Source organism: Kutzneria viridogrisea DSM 43870 (genome assembly GCF_000525635.1).
In the GTDB taxonomy this organism is placed as follows: domain Bacteria; phylum Actinomycetota; class Actinomycetes; order Mycobacteriales; family Pseudonocardiaceae; genus Kutzneria; species Kutzneria viridogrisea.
Genome location: NZ_CP007155.1, coordinates 4,012,900 through 4,032,090, shown reverse-complemented (window position 1 = coordinate 4,032,090; position 19,191 = coordinate 4,012,900). Strand labels below are relative to the sequence as shown.

The 19,191-nt window shown below is 70.0% G+C and carries 13 protein-coding genes and 2 pseudogenes; 8 read left to right on the top strand and 7 right to left on the bottom strand.

Annotated elements, in window-relative coordinates; translation table 11 throughout:
• Window positions 1–1,008, top strand: a complete 1,008-nt coding sequence (gene gap / locus KALB_RS18010) for a type I glyceraldehyde-3-phosphate dehydrogenase (RefSeq protein ID WP_025357111.1) — start codon at window positions 1–3, stop codon at window positions 1,006–1,008.
• Window positions 1,009–1,102: 94 nt separating this feature from the next.
• On the opposite strand, the gene KALB_RS18005 is transcribed toward gap, so the two are convergent.
• The 4 genes and pseudogenes from KALB_RS18005 to KALB_RS17995 all read right to left on the bottom strand — a co-directional run bounded on the left by KALB_RS18005 (window position 1,103) and on the right by KALB_RS17995 (window position 4,940).
• A complete protein-coding gene (locus KALB_RS18005) occupies window positions 1,103–1,801 on the bottom strand; it encodes a S1 family peptidase (RefSeq protein WP_411931104.1) in 699 nt (232 codons plus the stop codon).
• A gap of 1,292 nt (window positions 1,802–3,093) precedes the next feature.
• A pseudogene (locus KALB_RS48535) lies at window positions 3,094–3,504 on the bottom strand (transposase); the annotation flags it as partial.
• Between the two features lie 151 nt (window positions 3,505–3,655).
• Window positions 3,656–3,895: pseudogene (locus KALB_RS50195) on the bottom strand (transposase); the annotation flags it as partial.
• 205 nt (window positions 3,896–4,100) lie between these two features.
• On the bottom strand, window positions 4,101–4,940 hold the full coding sequence (locus tag KALB_RS17995) for a phosphotransferase family protein (RefSeq protein WP_025357109.1): 840 nt from the start codon (window positions 4,938–4,940) through the stop codon (window positions 4,101–4,103).
• Between the two features lie 409 nt (window positions 4,941–5,349).
• On the opposite strand from KALB_RS17995, the gene KALB_RS17990 reads away from it, so the two are divergent.
• The 4 genes from KALB_RS17990 to KALB_RS17975 all read left to right on the top strand — a co-directional run bounded on the left by KALB_RS17990 (window position 5,350) and on the right by KALB_RS17975 (window position 7,604).
• A complete protein-coding gene (locus tag KALB_RS17990) occupies window positions 5,350–5,898 on the top strand; it encodes a hypothetical protein (protein WP_025357108.1) in 549 nt (182 codons plus the stop codon).
• A 21-nt stretch (window positions 5,899–5,919) separates the two neighbouring features.
• Window positions 5,920–6,204, top strand: coding sequence for a cyclic nucleotide-binding domain-containing protein (locus KALB_RS17985; RefSeq protein ID WP_025357107.1), 285 nt, complete (start codon window positions 5,920–5,922; stop codon window positions 6,202–6,204).
• A complete protein-coding gene (locus KALB_RS17980) occupies window positions 6,201–7,031 on the top strand; it encodes an FAD/NAD(P)-binding protein (RefSeq protein ID WP_025357106.1) in 831 nt (276 codons plus the stop codon). The genes KALB_RS17985 and KALB_RS17980 overlap by 4 nt, the downstream gene beginning before the upstream one ends.
• A gap of 318 nt (window positions 7,032–7,349) precedes the next feature.
• On the top strand, window positions 7,350–7,604 hold the full coding sequence (locus tag KALB_RS17975; protein WP_025357105.1) for a hypothetical protein: 255 nt from the start codon (window positions 7,350–7,352) through the stop codon (window positions 7,602–7,604).
• Between the two features lie 9 nt (window positions 7,605–7,613).
• Here the strand turns inward: KALB_RS17975 and KALB_RS17970 are convergent, their stop codons facing one another.
• Together KALB_RS17970 and KALB_RS17965 are read right to left on the bottom strand one after the other, a co-directional pair.
• On the bottom strand, window positions 7,614–7,820 hold the full coding sequence (locus KALB_RS17970) for a hypothetical protein (RefSeq protein WP_148309509.1): 207 nt from the start codon (window positions 7,818–7,820) through the stop codon (window positions 7,614–7,616).
• A gap of 168 nt (window positions 7,821–7,988) precedes the next feature.
• Window positions 7,989–8,423 (bottom strand): universal stress protein, encoded by a 435-nt coding sequence (locus KALB_RS17965; protein ID WP_025357103.1) that lies wholly within the window; start codon window positions 8,421–8,423, stop codon window positions 7,989–7,991.
• Window positions 8,424–8,627: 204 nt separating this feature from the next.
• Here KALB_RS17965 and KALB_RS17960 point away from each other — a divergent pair, with 204 nt between their 5' ends.
• Window positions 8,628–9,497, top strand: a complete 870-nt coding sequence (locus tag KALB_RS17960) for a universal stress protein (protein ID WP_025357102.1) — start codon at window positions 8,628–8,630, stop codon at window positions 9,495–9,497.
• A 27-nt stretch (window positions 9,498–9,524) separates the two neighbouring features.
• Here the strand turns inward: KALB_RS17960 and KALB_RS43995 are convergent, their stop codons facing one another.
• Window positions 9,525–11,759 (bottom strand): phosphotransferase, encoded by a 2,235-nt coding sequence (locus KALB_RS43995; protein WP_201771933.1) that lies wholly within the window; start codon window positions 11,757–11,759, stop codon window positions 9,525–9,527.
• 816 nt (window positions 11,760–12,575) lie between these two features.
• On the opposite strand from KALB_RS43995, the gene KALB_RS17950 reads away from it, so the two are divergent.
• Both KALB_RS17950 and KALB_RS17945 read left to right on the top strand, forming a co-directional pair.
• Complete coding sequence (locus tag KALB_RS17950) at window positions 12,576–14,807, top strand: ATP-binding protein (protein WP_025357100.1); 2,232 nt, start codon at window positions 12,576–12,578, stop codon at window positions 14,805–14,807.
• 444 nt (window positions 14,808–15,251) lie between these two features.
• Window positions 15,252–19,175 carry a S8 family peptidase gene (locus tag KALB_RS17945; protein ID WP_025357099.1) on the top strand — a complete coding sequence of 1,308 codons (3,924 nt, stop codon included), beginning with the start codon at window positions 15,252–15,254 and terminating at the stop codon, window positions 19,173–19,175.
• Window positions 19,176–19,191: the final 16 nt, after the last annotated feature.

Here is a 19,191-nt window from a genome sequence, read left to right as displayed (position 1 = left end):
GTGGTGAAGCGGATCGGCATCAACGGGTTCGGCCGGGTCGGCCGGGACTTCCTGCGCTGCGCGCTGGCGCGCGGCGGCGAGGTGGTCGAGGTGGTGGCCGTCAACGACCTGGCACCGGTGGGGACCCTGGCGCACCTGCTGCGCTACGACTCCACCTACGGCCCACTGCCGCTGCCGGTGGACAACGACGAGGAGTGGCTGACCGTGGACGGGCACAGCGTCCGCGTGTGGGCCGAGCGCCAACCGCAGGACATCCCGTGGCACGAGGTGGGCGTGGACGTGGTGATCGAGTCCACCGGCCGGTTCCGCGCCAGGCAGGACGCGGCCGGGCACCTGGGCCACGGGGTGCGCAAGGTGCTGCTGTCCGCACCTGGCAAGGGCGTGGACGTCACGGTGGTGCTCGGCGTGAACGAGGACGAGTACGACCCGCACGAGCACCACGTGATCTCCAACGCCTCGTGCACCACCAACTGCGTGGCGCCGATGGTGCGGGTGCTGCACCGGACGTTCGGCGTGGTCCGGGCACAGATGACCACGATCCACAGCTACACCAACGACCAGGTGCTCGTCGACGCCCCGCACTCCGACCTGCGGCGCGGCCGGTCGGCGGCCATCAGCATCATCCCGACCAGCACCGGCGCCGCCCGGTCGGTGGGCGAGGTGATCCCCGAGCTGGCCGGCCGGGTGGACGGGGTGGCGATCCGGGTGCCGGTGGCCGACGGCTCCCTGGTCGACCTGTCCGCGCAGCTGGCGGTTCCCGCCACGGTGGGGCAGGTGAACCGGGCGTTCGCGACCGCGGCCGCCAGCCACCTCAAGGGCTACCTGCGCTGCACCGAGGACCCCATCGTGTCCCGCGACATCATCGGCGACCCGTCCTCCTGCGTGTTCGACGCCTCGCTGACCAAGGCCGACGAGCACCTGGTGAAGGTGTTCGGCTGGTACGACAACGAGCGCGGCTACACCAGCCGGCTGATCGATCTCGCCGAGCACGTCGCCCGGCTGCTGTAGGCCGCCAACCCGGGGAACGGGCCTACCAGAACGCCGTGATCCACTGGAACTGAAGTGGTGGGTGGCCCACCGGGGTGGGCCACCCACCATCGGCTCAGACGCCGGCGACCTGGCGGATCCAGGTCCGGTACCGGGTGATGTTGGTGTAGTCGGTGACGCTCTGCCGGTCACTGGTGGAGGCCACGCCGACCTGGCGGCCGTTGCTGAACATCGGGCCGCCGGAGTCCCCGCCCGCGGTGATGCCGTTGCCGTATGTGGCCTGCACGGAGACCCCGCCGAAGTTGTCCTGGGAGTTCACCGAGTTCACCCGCACGCTGGCCACCTTGAGCCGCCGCGACTGGCAGTTGATCTCCGAGCCGCAGCGGCTGGTGGCGCCCCAGCCGTAGACCTGCACGGTCTGGCCGACCGACACGTCACCGGTACCGCCCAGCGGGGAGTAGGTGGCCTGCACACTCTGGTCCAACTGGATCAGGGCCAGGTCGGCGCCGTTGGGGTTGATCACGGCGTCCACTCCGTTGGCCACGGTCCCGCCGGTGGTCTGGTCCAGGCTGCCCACCCGGAACGAGTAGCTGTTGCCTGCCTCGGCGCAGTGCCGCGCGGTCAGGATCCAGGTCGGCGCGATGATGGTGGCCGAGCAGGCCTGCTGGCCATCCACGAACATCCGGGCCGCCCACGGCCCGCTGGTGGCGTAGGAGCCGCCGATGATGGCAGGGTTGGCGCCTGAGGCCGCGGCCGGTGCGGCCAGTGCGAGCACCGCGCCGACCACGGCAAAGCCCAGTCTCATCAGTTTCATCAATCGCTCGATTCCGCGACACAGGGCCGCATGCAGGGGAAATGAGACGCAGTTCAGTGTCACGCGACCGAGTCGGCCCGGGGTACCCGACGAAAGTCGGAAAGCGGCATCAAAGCGGCATCAAGGATTAACTATCACATTCGAGATGAAAGTGAACCTTTTTCGACCTCAGTTTCCGCGGGTCAACCACGTGCTCCGCTACGCCCGTCAGGTGGTCGGGTAGGACTGGAAGCACAGGTCAGACCGGCCTGCCAGCGACTCTTCCCATGCTTGGCAACCTCACTACCTGAGGCGCGGGCCAGGGTGGAAAAGGCTCAGTGAACGATACAGACAAGCCGTCTTGGCCTGGTTCCACCGATGATCTTGTGGTGTGGCGGTGTGGCACATGGCCCCAGGCCACGCTACTCGCCCTGGGGAGCGGGATAGAGGGTGCCGTCGGCGGTGCGGACCCAGTCGCAGTGGCCACCGCCATCGATGATGAGTTCGGCTGAGGGGGCGGACGGTCGCCGGGGCTGCGGCGTCGCGTATCACGTTGGCCCCCGGGCGGAACGCTGGTGCGGCGGACACGCAGGTTCGGGCACGGCCGTGCGGCGGGCTTGTCGCTGACGGAATCCGCCGATCTGCCGAACGGCAGGGCGACACAACACAGGCCGAACCACTGTGTGCGGTCGGCACGCAACCGGTTCGATCGGCTTGCGCCCCAACTCCCCTTGCCCGAACGCTACGCCGACAGACTGGTGCCCCCGGCGGTGAGCCAGGGGCACCGAACTGGCCTGCTACCTAGGGAACCACTGGTTGTTCCCCCAGTACTCGTTGGCCACGTCGTTGTGGTGGTTGCCGTCCCAGTCGTTGTCGTAGTTGACGATGTGATTGTGCGGGTAGTCCAACGGATTCGCGGAGGAGTCGCAGATGTAGTCCCAGTTGCAGGTTGTGGAAGCGGTCGGTATTCGGCCGGCTGCCGGTGCCGCCGACCGCGATGGAGTAGGTCCCCTCACACGGTGCGGTGGCGTGCGCGGGCGGCCCCTCGATCAAGGCCACCCCCGTGGCGACCAGTAACCCGACCACTAGCACTGAAGCCCTTTTCATCTCGATCTCCCCAGTTCGATCGGCCTGGGCTGGTCCGCCCTGCAGCGGCATCCGGACCAGCCCAGATCACGGGGCGAAAGTTAGCGGCGAGCGATGAAATTCCGATGAAACCCAACGACCAGAGACCTCCAGAACCCAGGCAAAGTCGGGTTTCGGCAGTTCAAGCGAGCTACGAGCAATTCACGTTCTCAGTGCCCGTTTCCGATCTACGGGCTCTGTGTCAGCCGGCGACTGGTGATGCGGATCATGGCCCAGCGGACCATCGCCTCGTGGTGGTGTGAAAGTCGTTCGTAGTCACGGACACAGCGCCGGTGACCGACGATCCACGCCAGGCTCCGCTCCACCACCCAGCGACGGGGCAACACCGTGAAGCGTGGCAGATCGGGGCGTTTGACGATCTCCACCACCACGCCAAGCGTTGTCCGCGCCCACTCCAGCAAGGTGCCGGTATAGCCACCGTCGGCCCATACCAACCGGATCCGGTCACCGACCGTGGCCCGCAGCCGCAGCAGCAGTGCACGGGCGGCGACCCGATCCTGGATCGAGGCCGGCGTCACCAACACCGCCAGCACGAACCCGACGGTGTCCACCACGATGTGGCGCTTGCGGGGCGTTGACCTTCTTTCCCGCGTCCCACCCGCGAGTGGCGCGGCTGACGGTCTCGGCCGCGCGGACCGACTGCGAGTCGATCACCGCCGCCGACGGCGCCGCCACCCGGCCCGCCGCCAGCCGGGCACGGTCCTGCAGCCCATCCAGTACCCGTTGCGTCGCACCGGATTTCTCCCAGATCGCGAACCGTTTGTAGACCGTCTGCCAGGGCGGGAAGTCCGCCGGCAGGGCCCGCCACTTGATGCCGTTGTCCACCACGTACACGATCGCGTCCACAATCACCCGGCGGCAGTGCTTCCCCCGACAGCCGCCACGACCGCCGAACCAGGCTGGATCGGGTAGCAGCGGGTCCAGCACCGTCCACTGCGCGTCGGTGACATCCGATGGGTACCGGCGCACACGCCGCGTGGGTTAGTGGGTCGCGGCTAGCCGGCAGCACGGGACGCACGCGGTGGCGTCACCCGCAGGCACCGGGCCCGATAGCAACGGAACTCCTGATGGAACGGTGCTTCGACAACGTCCGATCTACCAGGAGTTCCTCTGTCACGTCTTCCAGACCCGCGCCCCCACTAAGTCCGGAAACAGGCGCTGGGGGACGGCCCGGCTACGAGAGGCGTTCGGGGTGGCGGCTCGCTTCTGACTCCAGCCACGGCACGACGGCCCGGACGAAGCCGTCGGGGTTCGTCATGGGGCGGCCGTTCATACACGCGACAAGGTGGCCGACACCGAGGAGGGCGTCCCAGGTGCGGGCCCGGTGGAACACCTCGGCGGGGACGGCCCGGCGAACGGTGTCCCAGCCGTGCCAGGCCATCAATGCCACATCCAGGGCGGGGTCGCCAGGCATGGCCAAGTCCCAGTCGAGGATGCCGAGCAACCCACCGTCCGCCGACCAGTGGACGTTGGGGCCGCCGAGGTCGCCGTGCACCAGGGCATCGGGGACGGGTTCCAGGGCCAGTGCGGCGTCGAGGCGGCGAAGGACCTCGGGCTGCCAGCGGGCCGGCAGGCGGGGAACGATGTCCGAGGTGATGATCTCCGACCAGTGGCGGCCCTCGGGGCGGCCGTCGAGTGCGGCCAGCAGATCACCGTCGAGAGGCACAGCGCGGACGGCCGCTAGCACCTCGGCGATCTGGGCGACGGAGCCGACGCCTTCGGGCAGGGCGGTGCCGTCGATCCACGAGACGGCGACAGCGGCGCGGTCACCGAACATGGCGACGGGGGTCAACGGCTCCGGAACCTGAAACGGCAGACCGGCGGAGGCCAACCGACGCAACACCTCCATCCGCCGGGGCATGGCGGCCGCAGCCAACGGGCGCTTGCTGACCCGGACGGCGGCGACGCCGGGGATCAGCAGCACGTGGTGGATGTTGCCGTCGACCGCGGGGACGGCTCGATCGAGGCGGACGCCGGGCAGCAGGGCGGCGGCGATCTCCAGCAGGTCGTCCACGGGATTCCCCTCAGCGGCGGATCGGGCGGGCGATCTCCGTGCGGAGGCGGACGAAGGCGTCGCTGCCCCGAGTGGTGATCGGCGTCCCGCGGTGAAGGCCGGTCGACCTTCGGCGTCTCGACGACGGTAGCGGGTGACGACGACAGGACGAGCACCTGGTCGGCCAGCTAGACGCTGTCTCAGGCTGTCAATGGCAGCTTGACATGGCTGTCCTCGGAACTGGTTGTGGCCGCACACCTCTCTGTCCTCTTTGGAGGGGCAAGGGCTGATGGCCACGTCCCGATCTGAAGGCGCTGAGATGCGGGTATGTGACTTTGCCGGGGCCCTGGGAAGTCCGCGGTGGCCACCGAGTTCGGCATCAGCGGGAGACGATGTACAGCAACCCGCGCGCTGGTGGCCGCGTATAGGAGTGAAGATCGGCGAGGCCGTCGCCTTGAGCGACGTCCTTGACCTGCGCTGGATGGACCTCACCGCGCAACCGCATGTGAGTCGCCACCACGCCGAACTGGCGGCGGTCAACCGCAGGGTGAACCACGCCTACACCATGATCAAGGAGGCGGCCGCGGCCTACCTCGGCGCGCAGATCGATCTCTCGCTCACCGTGCGCACGGCACGAGACGCCGGCCTCCCCCTCGCCGAGGTGCACACGAGCTGGCTCGACATTCCCGCAGAGCGTGCCGTCATCGAAGCGCGCGTCGAATCAGCCCAGAAGGAGGCAGTCCCATGCAGCAAGCCGCGGTCGACGCGATCCTGGCGGCCCCGCGCGAGCAGGGCTACGAACCCCCGCGCCCAGAAGACTGGACAGCTGAGGGAGGAGAGTCCGCGCCCGGCAGTGTCGATCACGATGCTCAGGCGGAGCCGGTCGAATCGTCTACTTCTGACACTGACGAGTGTCAGAAGTAGTAGGGAGGAGGGAAGTTCGCCTCGTTCTACTCGTGAGTTACTTGGCCGCTGGTGACACGGACTCGAGAACCGGGCCGTGGACGCCGCGGTGCCCGGCCGCGAACCGGTCGTGGTGCAGACCCTCGGGCCAGGTGAGGTGGTCGGCTGGTCCTGGCTCGTGCCGCCGCACCAGTGGCACTTCGGCGCCGTGGCCCTCAGCCCGACCACCGCGATCGCGCTGGACACCCGCCAGCTGCGCGCCCTCGCCGACCACGACCCGAACTTCGGCTACCCCCTGGCGATGTGCCTGCTCGCGGTGCTGCTGGACCGGTTGCAGACCACCAGGGCGCGGCTGCTCGACGTGTACGGCCAGCACCGGTGAGCCTCGATCACCTGTCGCCCACGCCCTACGTGGTCACCGGCAACACCAGGGAGAACGCCGACACCGCGCCCCTGCGGCTCGCCCCGCTCGACCGGGCCGTCCCGCGGTTCCACCCTGGCCAGTTCGCCATGGTGCGCGCCGGGTCGATCGGCGAGATCGCACTCGCCACCAGCGCCGATCCCTCCACTGTGGACAGCACGCTGGCGCACACGGTGCGCGCGGTCGACCCCGTGAGCACGGCGCTGCGGCACGCGCGGCCCGGTGCGGTGGTCGGCGTGCGCGGGCCGTTCGGCACGGGCTGGGACCTGCCCGTCGCGGCCCAGGGCGACGTGCTGGTCGTGGCGGGCGGGATCGGCCTGGCCGCGCTGCGCCCGGTCGTGCTGGCCGCCCTCGCCCAGCGCTGGCGCTACCGCAGGCTGGTCCTGGTCCTCGGGGCGCACAGCCCGGGCGAGTTCGTCTACCGGCCCGAACTGGCGGCGTGGTCCGAACGGGAGGACATGACCGTTGTGTCCACAGTGGACATAACGGCGGCGGGTTGGCGAGGGCAGGTCGGGTTCGTCACCGAACCGCTGGCCTGGCTGCCGCTGGAGCCCGCCACGACCACGGCCTTCGTGTGCGGGCCGGAGCCGATGACGCGGTTCACCGCCCAGTCCCTGCTGCGGCGGGGTGTGCCCGCCCACCGGATCCGGGTCTACCTGGACCGCAACATCCAGTGCGGGGTCGGTCAGTGCGGCCTGCGCCGACTCGACCCACTGCTGCCGTGCTGGGACGGCCCGGAGCTGGACTGGGCCACGGCGGGCGAACTGCTCACAGCTGCGCCATCCTGACCGACTCGACCTCGGTCCGTTCGGACCAATGGCATCGGCCTTCCGGGTGTGACCGCGCCCGTGCGCACCCGTTGGGCCGGGGCACGAACCACCCACACGGTCGTGTCCCCGCTGTCGGCGCGGCCCCTACCCTGGGTTTCCTCGCGCCCCAGTCCCCGGCGGTCGATCACAGTGGGCCGCGTCCACTAGGGTGCCGGTGGAACGACTGGAGCTCGCTGACAGCCGTGGGGGCGGATCATGACCAGCGAACCGGACGACACTGCCGCCGTGCCGGGACCTTCGGGCCCGGTCCGTCAGAACTGGCGAGTGGAGTCCAGAATGCGGGAGGGCGGGTACCCGTGCGGCTGGCTGGTCCGCTACCGCCACCGCTGGCACAGCACGCCGCGGGGGCCGGCCGCCGCGAAGCGGGTGCTGTCGGAGGCCACCGGCACCGTGTCCGGTCACTGCCTGCACGACCTGCACACCGGCACGACCTGGGTACCGGTGCGGCAGCACGAGGACGACCTGGGCGCCTCCCGGACGGTGATACGGGCCGAGGACATCCTGCACGCGTGCCCACCCTGCGAGCAGTAGTCGCGGACCTCACGGTGCACCGGTCGTCCCGCCACGCTCCGAGGTGGCGGTCACCTCGCCCCGCTCACGGGTGTTCCCGGACCGGGGCACCCCCGGTTCGCCCTGTTCCGCGGTTCTGGCCGCCGGGAGCAGGTCGACGCTCAGCCGCCCGTCGGACTCCTCGATCCACGCCAACCCGCTGGCCAACATGAGTTGATCAAAAATCGGTGTTCGCATGACACCCCCACACGCGCGTTCGACAGCACCTGTTCCTCTTGCCTACCCCGCAACTGCCCGCGGATCACCAGCCACAGGCCCTCAATCACTCGTCCGTGCGGAGGCCGTTGTCCTCCTGAGATCGAAAAGTCGCCAACACGTCGCCTGCCCGGCGCGCCGCTGACGGCGCTACCCCAGCGGCTCCGGCCTGTGCTCGACCGGGGCCGGGACGATCGCGACGGGGCAGTGCGCGTGCTGCACGCAGTGGGCGGTGACCGAGCCCAGCAGCTTTCCGGTCAGCCTGGTGTACCCGCGCCTGCCCAGCACGAGGAGTTCGGCGTACCTGGAGCGTTCCTCGAGAACCTCGGGCGCCCAGCCTGGCAACAGCACCTCGCGGACCGGTACGGCGGGGGCCCCTGGTCCGCAGACCGCCTCGACCGCCTGGGACAACCGGTGGCCCGGCTCGACGATCGGGGGCGGGCCCGTGACCAGCGGATCGGCCTGCCAGGCGGTGACGGCCTCGACCTCGCAGTCCCTGCGCTGCGACTCGGCCAGCGCCCAGCGCACCGCGCCCAGGCTCGACCGCGACCAGTCGACCCCGACAACGATCATGCGTGCGCCCACCACGCACCTCCTCTCGCTCACCACCGAGGATTCCGCTTACCGGCCCTGGTCGACACCAGCCCCGGACCTCGCCGGAGCGGGCCTTTGGACTCTGCACGTCGTTGTGCGCGCAAGGTGACATAGAGGGGTGACCGGCGACATCGAGGAGGACTCCGTGACAACACCCGTTCGCACCCTGGTCAGCCGCACCGAGTCGAGGAAGCCATGACCGACAAGCCGATCGTCGTCGGGCACGACGGATCCGAGTCGGCCTCGCGCGCGACTGCCTGGGCAGCGGCCGAGGCCGTGCGCAAGGGGGTCAGCCTGGTGATCGTGCGGTGCTGCCCGCCCGTGCAGGCCGACGTGCCACACCTGGTCCCGCTGCCCCGGTCCTTCGACGAGGCGCTGGTGGAGCAGGCGAAGTCCGAGCTGCAAGCGGCCTGGGAGGTGACCAGTGCGGCCGCGCCCACCATCAGCGTGAGCACGGTGTTCACCCGGGCGCAGCCGGTACGGGCCCTGGTCGAGCAGTCCAGCCTGGCGCAGCTGATCGTGCTGGGCTCGCGGGGTATCGGTGGGGTCACCGGCATGTTCATCGGCTCGACCGCGGTCGCCCTGGCGGCGCACGGCAGGTGCCCGACCGCTGTGGTGCGCTCCGGCACGCCGAACACGGGCCCCGTGGTGCTCGGCGTGCACGACTCGCTTGGCGCCGAGGCGATCGAGTTCGCCTTCGACGCGGCCCAGCGCAGGGACGTGCCGCTGCTGGCGGTGCACACCTGGCAGGACAGGACGCTGGCCACCGGCTTCAGCCCGGTGCCCTACGTGGTCGATGCCGATGTGGTGACGGCAGCGGGCCACAAGCTGATCGACGAGACCCTGGCACCCGTGGTGGACCGGTACCCGGGTGTGGCCGTGCACCGGGTGGTGGTGCGCGAGCGACCTGCCCTGGCGCTGATCGAGCAGTCCAAGCACGCGCAGCTCGTCGTGGTGGGCTCGCACGGCAGGCACGCGTTCAGCGGTGCCGTGCTCGGTTCGACCAGCCACGCGCTGCTGCACCACGCCGAGTGCCCGGTGGTCATCGCGAGGAACCCGGTGTGACCCTCGCACCCGGCGAACAGGTCACCGTCACCACGTCCCCTCCGCCCAGCTGTCGAAGCGCCGCAGGCAGTCCCGCGCCCCGGCCACCGCGGCCCCGATCTCCTCCGGCCGCGGGCTGCCCAGCCTGCGGGCCTGCCGCGAGGCGATCTTGAGCAGGGTGGCGGCCTGGAACAGGTCGGCGCGCCGCCGGATGCCCGCGACCACCGCGGGCGCCAGGCCGGCCGCGCGCAGGTCCTCGACGTAGGCGCCGAGAAAGACCTGCCGCACCGAGGAGTACCAGGCCCGTCCCTCAGCAGAGCGCGCCCAGTTGCCCCTCGGACGCAGGTGGGCGAGGAAGCAGCCGAGGTCCAGCGCCGGATCTCCCGCGCAGGCGCCGTCGAAGTCGCCCACCACCGGGCTGGTGGGCGAGGTGAAGATCAGTTGGCCGGGCTTGAACGCCCCGTGCACGAGGGCGCGGGGCGTGGCGACCAGCACGGACAGTTCCGCGGTCAGCGGCGCGAGGAGCCGCCCCAGGTCACCGGCGAGTTCGGGGACCTGCCCGGCGAGCAACTCGGCCCACTCGCGCACACGCACGGCGGTCCGGGGGCCGGAGGCGATCTCCCGGACACCGTCGGGCACTCCGCTGGTGTGCAACCCGGCCAGCACCGCGGCCGCCGCGGCGAAGGGCCCGGGATCGACCTCGGTCCGACCGGGCCTGAGCACCTGCCTGCCGTTGACCGAACCGCGGTGCGCGGCACCGCCCGCCGCCTCGCTCAACGCCAGCCCGAACTCGCGCAGCGCCGCCAACGGCCTGGCGACGAACGGCGCGGCGGCGCGCCACAGGTGGCTGGCGATCAGGTGTGCCGCCGCCGCGTCAGCGATGTCCCGGTACACCTTGCCGTAAAGGACCAACTCCCCGTGCGGACGCGAGGCGGTACCAGGTCGCACGGCGATCCGGTACCGGACGAGGCACCGCGAACCGGGCTCGTACCGGACCGGCGTGGCCTGAATCGACAGGACGCGCAGCCCGGGGTCGCCCACGGCCAGCCGGCACGCCGCCGCGAGCTGGTCGGCCAGCCGACTGCCGGGCACGGGTGCCAGGGCGGCACGCATGCCGGGCAACCGCTCGTCCTCCGCGAGGGGCCGGACGACAAGCCCGCACCGCGCGGACCGGAACGTGTTCGGCCAGGTGTCCCGCGGCTCGGCCGGTCCGAGATCGGCCAGTTTCGCCCCGATCCCGGGGACGGACACGGCGCGCTCGGTGAGGGAGGCGACCACGATCTGCGGGGACGCGGCGGCATCGCCCGGCGCTGCCAGGTAGGTGGCGACCAGTCCCCCGCCCCGCTTGCGGCGAACCCGGGTGACCTTCAGCTCCGCCCTGCCATGGCCCGCGCGGACGAGCTTGGTCACCGCATGGTGCAGTCCCGCCAACGCCCCGGGTTCCGGGACGACGGGACTGGGCCGCAGCACCGCGGGCGCACCACGCCCGGAACTCGTCCACAGCCGCCGCGCCCGCCGGGCCGCGGCGTCCAGCAGCAGTGCCGCCAGTGCTTCGGGCACGCCGGGTAGGGCAGCACAGCAGGGGAACGCGTTGACGTCCACGAGCACCGGACCGCGCTGGGTGAGCAGCGCGTCCACTCCGCAGACCTCCAGGGAGAACACCTTTCCGGCGTGCAGGGCCAGTTCCCGCAGCCGCCCCGAGGTCTCGACCTCCGGCAGCGAACTCGTGCCGGGCGGGTTGTCGGCGTCCAGCGGGCTGCGGCGCAGGGCGGAGTACACCTGTCCACCGACCACCCACAGCTTGCGTTCCCACCCGTCGTTGGCGAGCAATGACTGCACCACAACAGGTTCCCGTGCCCAGCCTGGTTCCAGGGCGCGCAGCTCGTGCAGGTTCTCGACCTGGACGACGAGTTCACCGCGACGGCGCCGCGTGCTCTTGACGACCACGGGGAACAGATCGGCCGTGGTCCTCCTTCCCGCCCTGGACATGCGCGCGACCAGCTCCGAAAGCCGGGGGAAGGCAAGGGTCGGGGCGAAGGCCAGTCCCCCGGCGGCAGCGCGCCGTGCCATGTGCACCCGGTGCTGGCAGACCGCGGCGGCCGTCGGGTCGTTGATGACCAGCGCACCGCGTTCCCGCAGACCCCGGCCCAGCGCGATCGCCCGGGCCGTGCGGGCGGTGAGCAGGTAGACGTCGGCGAACGCGTCCGGGCCGGACAGCACGGCCGCGTCCGTCGCACCGGTGTGGGGATCGAGGACCTCCACGGAGTGAGCAGGGCTCAGCACCTCCCGGAGAGCGGTCAGGGAGGGGTGATCGGCAGTATCGCCGAGCACGCACACGTGCACGTTCAGGCCGCCCTTCGCATGTACATGTAGGTGGGCCTGCTGCGCCCCCGGTGGCAGCACTCCACAACAGAGCACTTGTTCATCTCGCGTTCACACCGCCTTGGCCGCCACGAGCGATCAGGTGGTGAAGTGGCACCAGACAAGGGATCCGCAACGCGAAAGCACGGCGGTCGGGATCGAAAATCCGCGCGACTTCTCACTCCACAGTTCTCCAGTTGCCACCACCCGCCGACACCATCCGATCACGGGCGCCAGCCGGTGATTTCCACCCTACGCCGACATGAGCGGCTCTGGCCAGGAGGCCATTCAACCGGCCCGCCCCGGAAGCCGGGCTTCACATTCACCGCCAGCAAGCCCCCCACCGGCCGTGAGGCGCGAAAACGCCACTGGCACAACAGTGACAACAAAGCACTCGATGCCAGACGTGATGAAATCTCATGATCCAGTGGATGTCGTTCCGTGCCATCACGAGGGGAAAACAGGACACCGGCCCCGCAAAAGCCCCTCGCCATCACGAATCCCAACGGAATCCCAACGCAGAACGAAGTTGGAGCTGTCTTTGTGTTGCCAGTGGCACGAAGACGCCAGCGGTACACGTTTCGACACCCCGTCGGCGGCGCAATGCTCCTGGAAGAGCTGGCAGGTACAACAGGTCAGCCCGGGGAGGAAAACATGGCGCCGTCACTAGCAACACCGTCAAGAGATCTCGCAACCGTCTTCGTCTCACGCCGCCGCGAACTCGAAGCAGCCAGGCAGGTGCTGCTCGACGGCCGACTGGTCACGATGACCGGACCCGCCGGGATCGGGAAGTCCCGGCTAGCCAGGAAACTGGCCAGCGACGTGCACCGTCTGTTACCCGACGGCGCGAAGTTGGTCGAACTGTCCGCACTGACAGACGAGAGTCTACTCGTCCAAGCGATCGCGGCGAGCCTACGCGTCAGCGACCAGGCTGAGATGTCCACGATGGACAGCCTCATGGCACATGTTTCCGGCCAGCACGCGCTGCTCGTGCTGGACGGTTGCGACCACCTCCGTGAGTCCTGCGCGGTACTGGTGCGATCCCTGCTCAGTGCCGCGCCGCAACTGCGGGTGCTGGTGACCTGCGACTCGGCGCTGGAGGTGGACAACGAGTCGGTCTTCCCGGTGCTGCCGCTGTCCGCGCCGAGCCAGGACCGCACCCAGTGGCTGGGTGGCACGCCGCACTACGGGGCAGTCGCACTGTTCGTGACGCGCCTGCGTGCCGTGTCACCGGGATTCCTGTTGAACGCCAACAACGCCACCGTGGTGGGAATGATCTGCCGCCGAGTCGAGGCGGTGCCGCTGGGGATAGAGCTGTGTGCGGCGCAGACCGTGTCCCTCGCCCCCCAACGCACGCTCCGGCGGCTGGAGCACAGGCTCCAGGCATACATGGACATGCCGCACGGATCGGCCAGGACCAAGGCGGTCACCCGAGCGGTCATCGACTGGAGCCACAGCATGTGCGCGCTGCGCGAACAGCGCCTGTGGATCGACCTGTCGGTGTTCGCGGGCAGTTGCGACCTCGCTGCCGCGGCCGCGGTCTGCACCGCGGACGCGACCTCCGTCGATGACGTCTTCGCCCTGTTGAACAGCCTGGTGAACCGCGGGGTCGTGCAACGCCACCGCAGCGGCCAGCGGTCCGCACAGATCCGCTACAAGCTGGTGGACGAACTGCGCAGGTGGGGCCGGGACAGGCTGCCGCCGAGTTCGGCACGCACCAGCCCGCAGTCCCGTCACCTCGAACACTACTCGGCACTGGCGGACAAGGCGGCCCTCGCGCTGGCCGGTCCCGAGGAGAACCAGTGGATCGAGACGCTGAGCCACGAGCGGGACAACCTGCGCGCGGCCCTCCAGTTCAGCGCGGACACCCCCCGGTTCGCCGCGGAGGGGCTCAGACTGGCCACGGCGCTGACCTCCTTCTGGCCGTTCACCGCGACACTGTCGGAGGGCATGCACTGGCTACGCAGGATGCTGGCGCACAACGCCGAGTTGAGCTCGGCACGGGGAAGCGCGCTCACGGCACTGGCCGAGCTGGCGATCAGCGTCGGATCGATGACCGAGGCCTCCCTGGCACTGTCCGAGGCCACGCAGCTGGGCAACCGGCTTGGCGACGTGTCCGTGCTGACCAGTGCGACACGAGTGCTCGCACTGGCGCGGGCCCGGGTGGGAGACCTGCCCGGAGCGATGGTGCTGGGCAGACGTGCGCTGCACGAACTCCGGGAAACGAGTTCGCCTTCGGACATGTGCAACACCCTGTTCCACCTGTCAGCGCACTCAGCGCTGCTCCGCGACGCCGGCACGGAATCGCTCATGCGGGAGTACCTGGCCCTGACCACGGATCAGCAAGCCGTGCGGACCAAGGGATACGCGCTGTGGGTCGGCGCACTCGCCTCGTGGCGCAACGAGGCCTTCGACCACGCGACCGCTCACGTGCGCGAGGCCTTGGCCCTGCTGCGCTCCTCCTCCGACCTGGTCGGCAGCGCCCTGTGCCTGAAGCTGATGTCGTGGATCGCGGCCTCCAGCGGTTCCCATGAGCGGGCGGCACACCTGTTCGGCGCGCTCCGCTCGGGACGGCTGCCGCAACGCGTACCGCACGCGGAATGGCTCTACTACCGCAGGTTCGACGAATGCGCCGAGCAGCGCGTGCTCGCCAGCCTCGGACGGGACCGGCACCTCGCGGCCTGTCGCACGGGAGCCGAACAGGGCCCGTGGCAACAGATCAGGAACATTCTGGGAGATCCCTCGTTCGTCGCCGCGGCGACGACCGAGCCCGACTCGTCCCGGCTCACTCCCCGCGAGCAGCAGGTCGCCTCCCTCATCGCGCACGGTCTGCGCAACAAGGAGATCGCCAGTAGGCTGACCATCGCGCTGCGCACGGTGGAGAGCCACGTGCAGAGCATCTACACCAAACTCGGCGTCGCCTCCAGGACGCAGATCGCCTCGTGGATCACCGAGCGGGCGGTCAGCTGAGCCGTCCTGGAGTCCCGGCGTGCCGCCGTGCGGCGGTTGCGAGGTTGATTCGTCGCGTCTTCAACCACTCCAGCTCACACAATCCCAGGTGAACGGGCTGGGCATGAGGGTGCAATGGCGTACCGGCACGCGGTTACCGAGCCAGGCTCGTCCTCGTGGCCGCGTGGCGTATTGCAGCCACTGACAGGTGCACGCCGCTGGTTACCGTTTCACCAAAGCGTGAACGAAGTCACGATCAGGGGGCCTCGCAGCTGGCCGCCACCTGAACAAAAGGAGAAACGCACTCGCACTGGGTTCGACCACACCACCAGGACAGGTCAGCTCCGAGGCAACGCGGCAACGTTCTTCGGTCGCTTAGGAGAGATCATGCTTACTGGACTGGTAATCCCTGTCGAAAGTGCGGGCCGCAAGCGGCGTACGGCCTTCACAGCCGCCGTCAGCCTGGTGATCGCATCCCTGCTGACGTTCTCCACCCAGCCTGCGGCTGCCCTGCCAGGGCAGCCGCAGCGCCTCGGTCCGACACCACCCACGAGCACGGCGACGTCCCAGCCGGGCGACGGATCCTCGTACCGGGTCACCCTGCTGACCGGCGATGTCGTCACCTACCGCACCGCGGCGGGACAGACGTCGACGACCGTGGATGCCACCACGCGCAGTGGGCCGCCACCGGTGTTCGCGACGAGTTCCACCCCGGAGGGCTACTACGTGGTCCCCTCCGACGCGCAGCCCTACATCGCGGCGGGCAAGGTCGACCGCGAGCTGTTCAACGTGCGAGCACTCATCGCGCAGGGGCTGACCGACGACGCGAGCCCCACGATGCCAGTGCTGGTCAGGTACGGCGACGCTCCTCAGGCACCGACCCTGGAGCGCCGGGCGCGCGCCCTGCCCTCGACCACGCGCGAACGAACGTTGCCAGCAGCCGAATCGATCGCCGTCAGCGTGCAGCGGACCGAGGCACAGGGGTTCTGGCGGTCACTGACCGGGACCCAGCAACCGGGCGCCGGCCAGCCGGTGCTGACCGAGAGCGCCAGCAAGGTCTCCCTGGACCGCCGGTTCAAGGCGAGCTCGATCGCGAGTTCGACGGGCACCCAGCAGATCGGCGCCCCGACGGCCTGGGCGGCGGGGTTGACGGGCACCGGCGTGAAGATCGCGGTGCTGGACACCGGTATCGACACGACACACCCCGACCTGGCGGGGCGGGTCGGTGAATCCGCCAACTTCACCGGTGACCCCGACGCGGTGGACCACTTCGGCCACGGCACGCACGTAGCCTCCATCATCGCCGGCTCGGGTGCGGCCTCCGGCACGACCTACCGGGGTGTCGCCGGCGGGGCACAACTGCTCAACGGCAAGGTGCTGGACAACTCCGGGTACGGCTCGGAGTCCGCGGTGATGGCCGGCATGGAATGGGCCGTGCGGCAGGGCGCGCGCGTGGTGAACATGAGCCTTGGCGCGACCACCACCGACGGCAACGACCCGATCAGCCAGCTCGTGGACACCCTCAGCGCCCGCAGCGGAGCGCTGTTCGTCGCGGCGGCGGGCAACGACGGTGCCGCGGTGCACGTGGAGGCCCCAGCCGCGGCGAGTGCCGCGCTGGCGGTCGGCGCGGTGGACTCGACCGACCGGCCGGCGCCCTTCACCAGCTCCGGTCCGAGGCTGGGGGATGCCGGGGCCAAGCCGGAAATCGTCGCGCCCGGGGTGGACATCATCGCGGCACGGGCCGCGGGTACCTCCATGGGTGACCCCGTCGACACCAACTACACCAAGCTGTCGGGCACGTCCATGGCGACGCCCTTCGTCGCGGGGGCGGCCGCACTGATCGCCCAGCAGCACCCCGACTGGCAGGGCCCGCAGATCAAGTCCCTGCTCGTCTCCAGCGCCAAGGACGTCGGCGCTCCCTGGTACACGCAGGGCAGCGGTCGCGTCGACCTGACGAGCGCACTACGCAGCAAGGTTGTCGCCACGGCAGCGGTGTCCCTGGGCAGGCAGTCCCCCTCCGGGAGCCCGAAGACTCAGGCGCAGCAGGTCAGCTACACCAACCTGACCGGCGAACCGTTATCCCTCAAGGTGACGATCGGGCTCACCGACTGGTCGGGGCGGCCCGCACCGGCTGGAACGGTGGCCGTCTCCACGGAGATCCTCACCGTGCCCGCCAACGGGTCGGCCTCGGTCACCCTCACGGCGAACCCGGTCAAGGCGGCGTCAGGTCCCTACGGCGGCACGCTCTCCGCGGCAATGCCGAACGGCGACCCCATGTCGAGGACCGTGGTCGGCCTCTACGTCGAACCGGCCACCTACCCCGTCAAGGTCACGCTCACCGACTCGCTCGGCGCGCCGGCCACACCGGCGACCGGGCAGGTCTCGCTGGTCGACGAGGGTTACGACTGGAGCAACCCCAAGGCCAACGACCCGTTCCGCAGCCCGATGATCGCCGTCTCGCTGACGGATGGCTCGGGCACGGTGCAGATGCCCAAGGGCACGTACTCGGTGCTGACCTCCGTGATGGAGCAGGGGATCTCAGCACGACGGGTCGACCTGTTCGCCACGGCGGGAACCGTCGTCGACCGGCCGTCCACCATCGCGCTGGACGCCAGGTCGACCGTCGCGATGGAGGTGAACACCCAGCATCCCAGCGATCTCCGCGAGCGCTACGTCTCGGTGCTGCGCACGCTGCCCGGCCAGACCCTGCCGCTGGGCAACGGATTCCTGTCCCCGCCCGGCTGGAAGGTGTACGTCAGCCCGGCCAGGGCCGCCGCGAAGGGCCTGATCTCCACCCAGGACAGGTTGACGCTGAGCGAGCCGGTGATCGGGTTCAGCACCCCGGGCCTGCACCCGATCTACGACCCGTTCGCCGCCCCGAAGCTGGCGAACGCCAAGCAGCTCCCGCTGGTCGCGGTGGGCTCGGGCCAGCAGGCGGACTTCGCCGCCACCGACGTGCGGGGCAAGGTCGCGGTGGTGGGCCTGCCGGTGCCGGACAAGTCCCCCTCCGCAGTCTGGCAGGCGGCACAGCAGGTCGCCGCGCTGGCCGCGCAGAACGGCGCGGCGGCCGTGCTGAGCTACGTGGACATGCCGGACGCCGTGCCCCTCGTCGGGCTCACCTCGGCGCCGCTGCCCCAACTGTCGCTCAACGGCGAGGAGGGCCGTCGGCTCACCTCGCTGGTGCGCACCTCGCGAGGATCCATCTCGTTGCAGGCCAAGGCGAGTCCCACCTACATGGACAACCTGTTCCTCCAGGACCGCAACGGCATCCCGGGCAGCCACGTGAGCCAGGTCGACCGGAACAGGCTCGCCGAGATCAAGACCGCCTACCACGGTGATCGCCCTGATCTGATCCTGAAGAAGCAATGGTTCGCCTTCCCCATCGACGTGCCCTCCAGCATGGCGCTCGCCGGCACCCTGGTCCAGGGTCCAAGTGCCCTGACCGAGTACGTCGGACCGGTGGACGCGAACACGTACTGGAAGCGCGGGGTCACCGAGTTCGCCCCCGATGCCGCCGGTGCCCCCGACAGGATGACGGGGGTCAGCCAGATCTCCGACGACGTCTACGACCGCGCCGGACCGAAGCCCGTCGAGGACTGGTTCGAGGCACCGGTGCGCACGGGAGCCGCGGAGACCTCGGCGCAGCGCGCGCCCAACTCCACCAAGCTGTGCTCGCTGTGCCTGAGCGACACCGGGACGTTCGCACCCGCCCTGCAGTTGATGGACTCGACCCGCGGGCACTCCGTTGACCCCTGGCAGAGCGGGCAGTACCCCACCGCCGTGCGGATGTTCCGCGACGGCAAGCAGATCCCAGCGACCTCCGCGTGGCCGTTGCCGGTGCCGATGTTCACCCTGCCCGACACCAACTCGGTCTACCGCCTGGAGTCAGAGGACGTGATCCCGGCCAAGCCCGTGTTCGGCTGGCCGAGCGCCGCCGTGCAGCGGACGGCGACCAAGATGACCAGCTCGTGGACGTTCCGGCCGATTGTCCCCAGTGGACCGCTGCCCAGCGGCTACCGGTGCCTGGACGGCTGGAACCGGTGCGCCTACCAACCGTTGCTCCAGGTGCACTACGACCTCGGCCTGGACCTGAACAACCGTGCTCCGGCCGGACGCGACCACTCCTTCGAGATCACCACCAGGTACCACGAAGCGGTCGCGACCCGGGCCCAGATCACGGCCTTGCAGGTCTGGTACTCCACCGATGACGGCGCCAAGTGGCAGCCGGCCACGGTCAGCGCGGGGCATGCGGGCAGTTACCAGGTCCGGGTGCACAACCCCGCTGCCTCCTCGGGAACGGGGTTCGTGTCGCTGCGCGTCGAGGCGGCGACCGCGGACGGCGGCCGCCTGATCCAGACGGTGCAGCGGGCCTACGGCCTCACCGGCTGACGGGGCGAGGTGGGCG

Excerpts from the sequence above, each read along its gene's own strand:
- KALB_RS17970 (WP_148309509.1), bottom strand. The coding sequence starts at position 7,820 with ATGCGAACACCGATTTTTGATCAACTCATGTTGGCCAGCGGGTTGGCG.
- KALB_RS17975 (WP_025357105.1), top strand. The coding sequence starts at position 7,350 with ATGCGGGAGGGCGGGTACCCGTGCGGCTGGCTGGTCCGCTACCGCCAC.
- KALB_RS18005 (WP_411931104.1), bottom strand. The coding sequence starts at position 1,801 with ATGAAACTGATGAGACTGGGCTTTGCCGTGGTCGGCGCGGTGCTCGCA.
- KALB_RS17960 (WP_025357102.1), top strand. The coding sequence starts at position 8,628 with ATGACCGACAAGCCGATCGTCGTCGGGCACGACGGATCCGAGTCGGCC.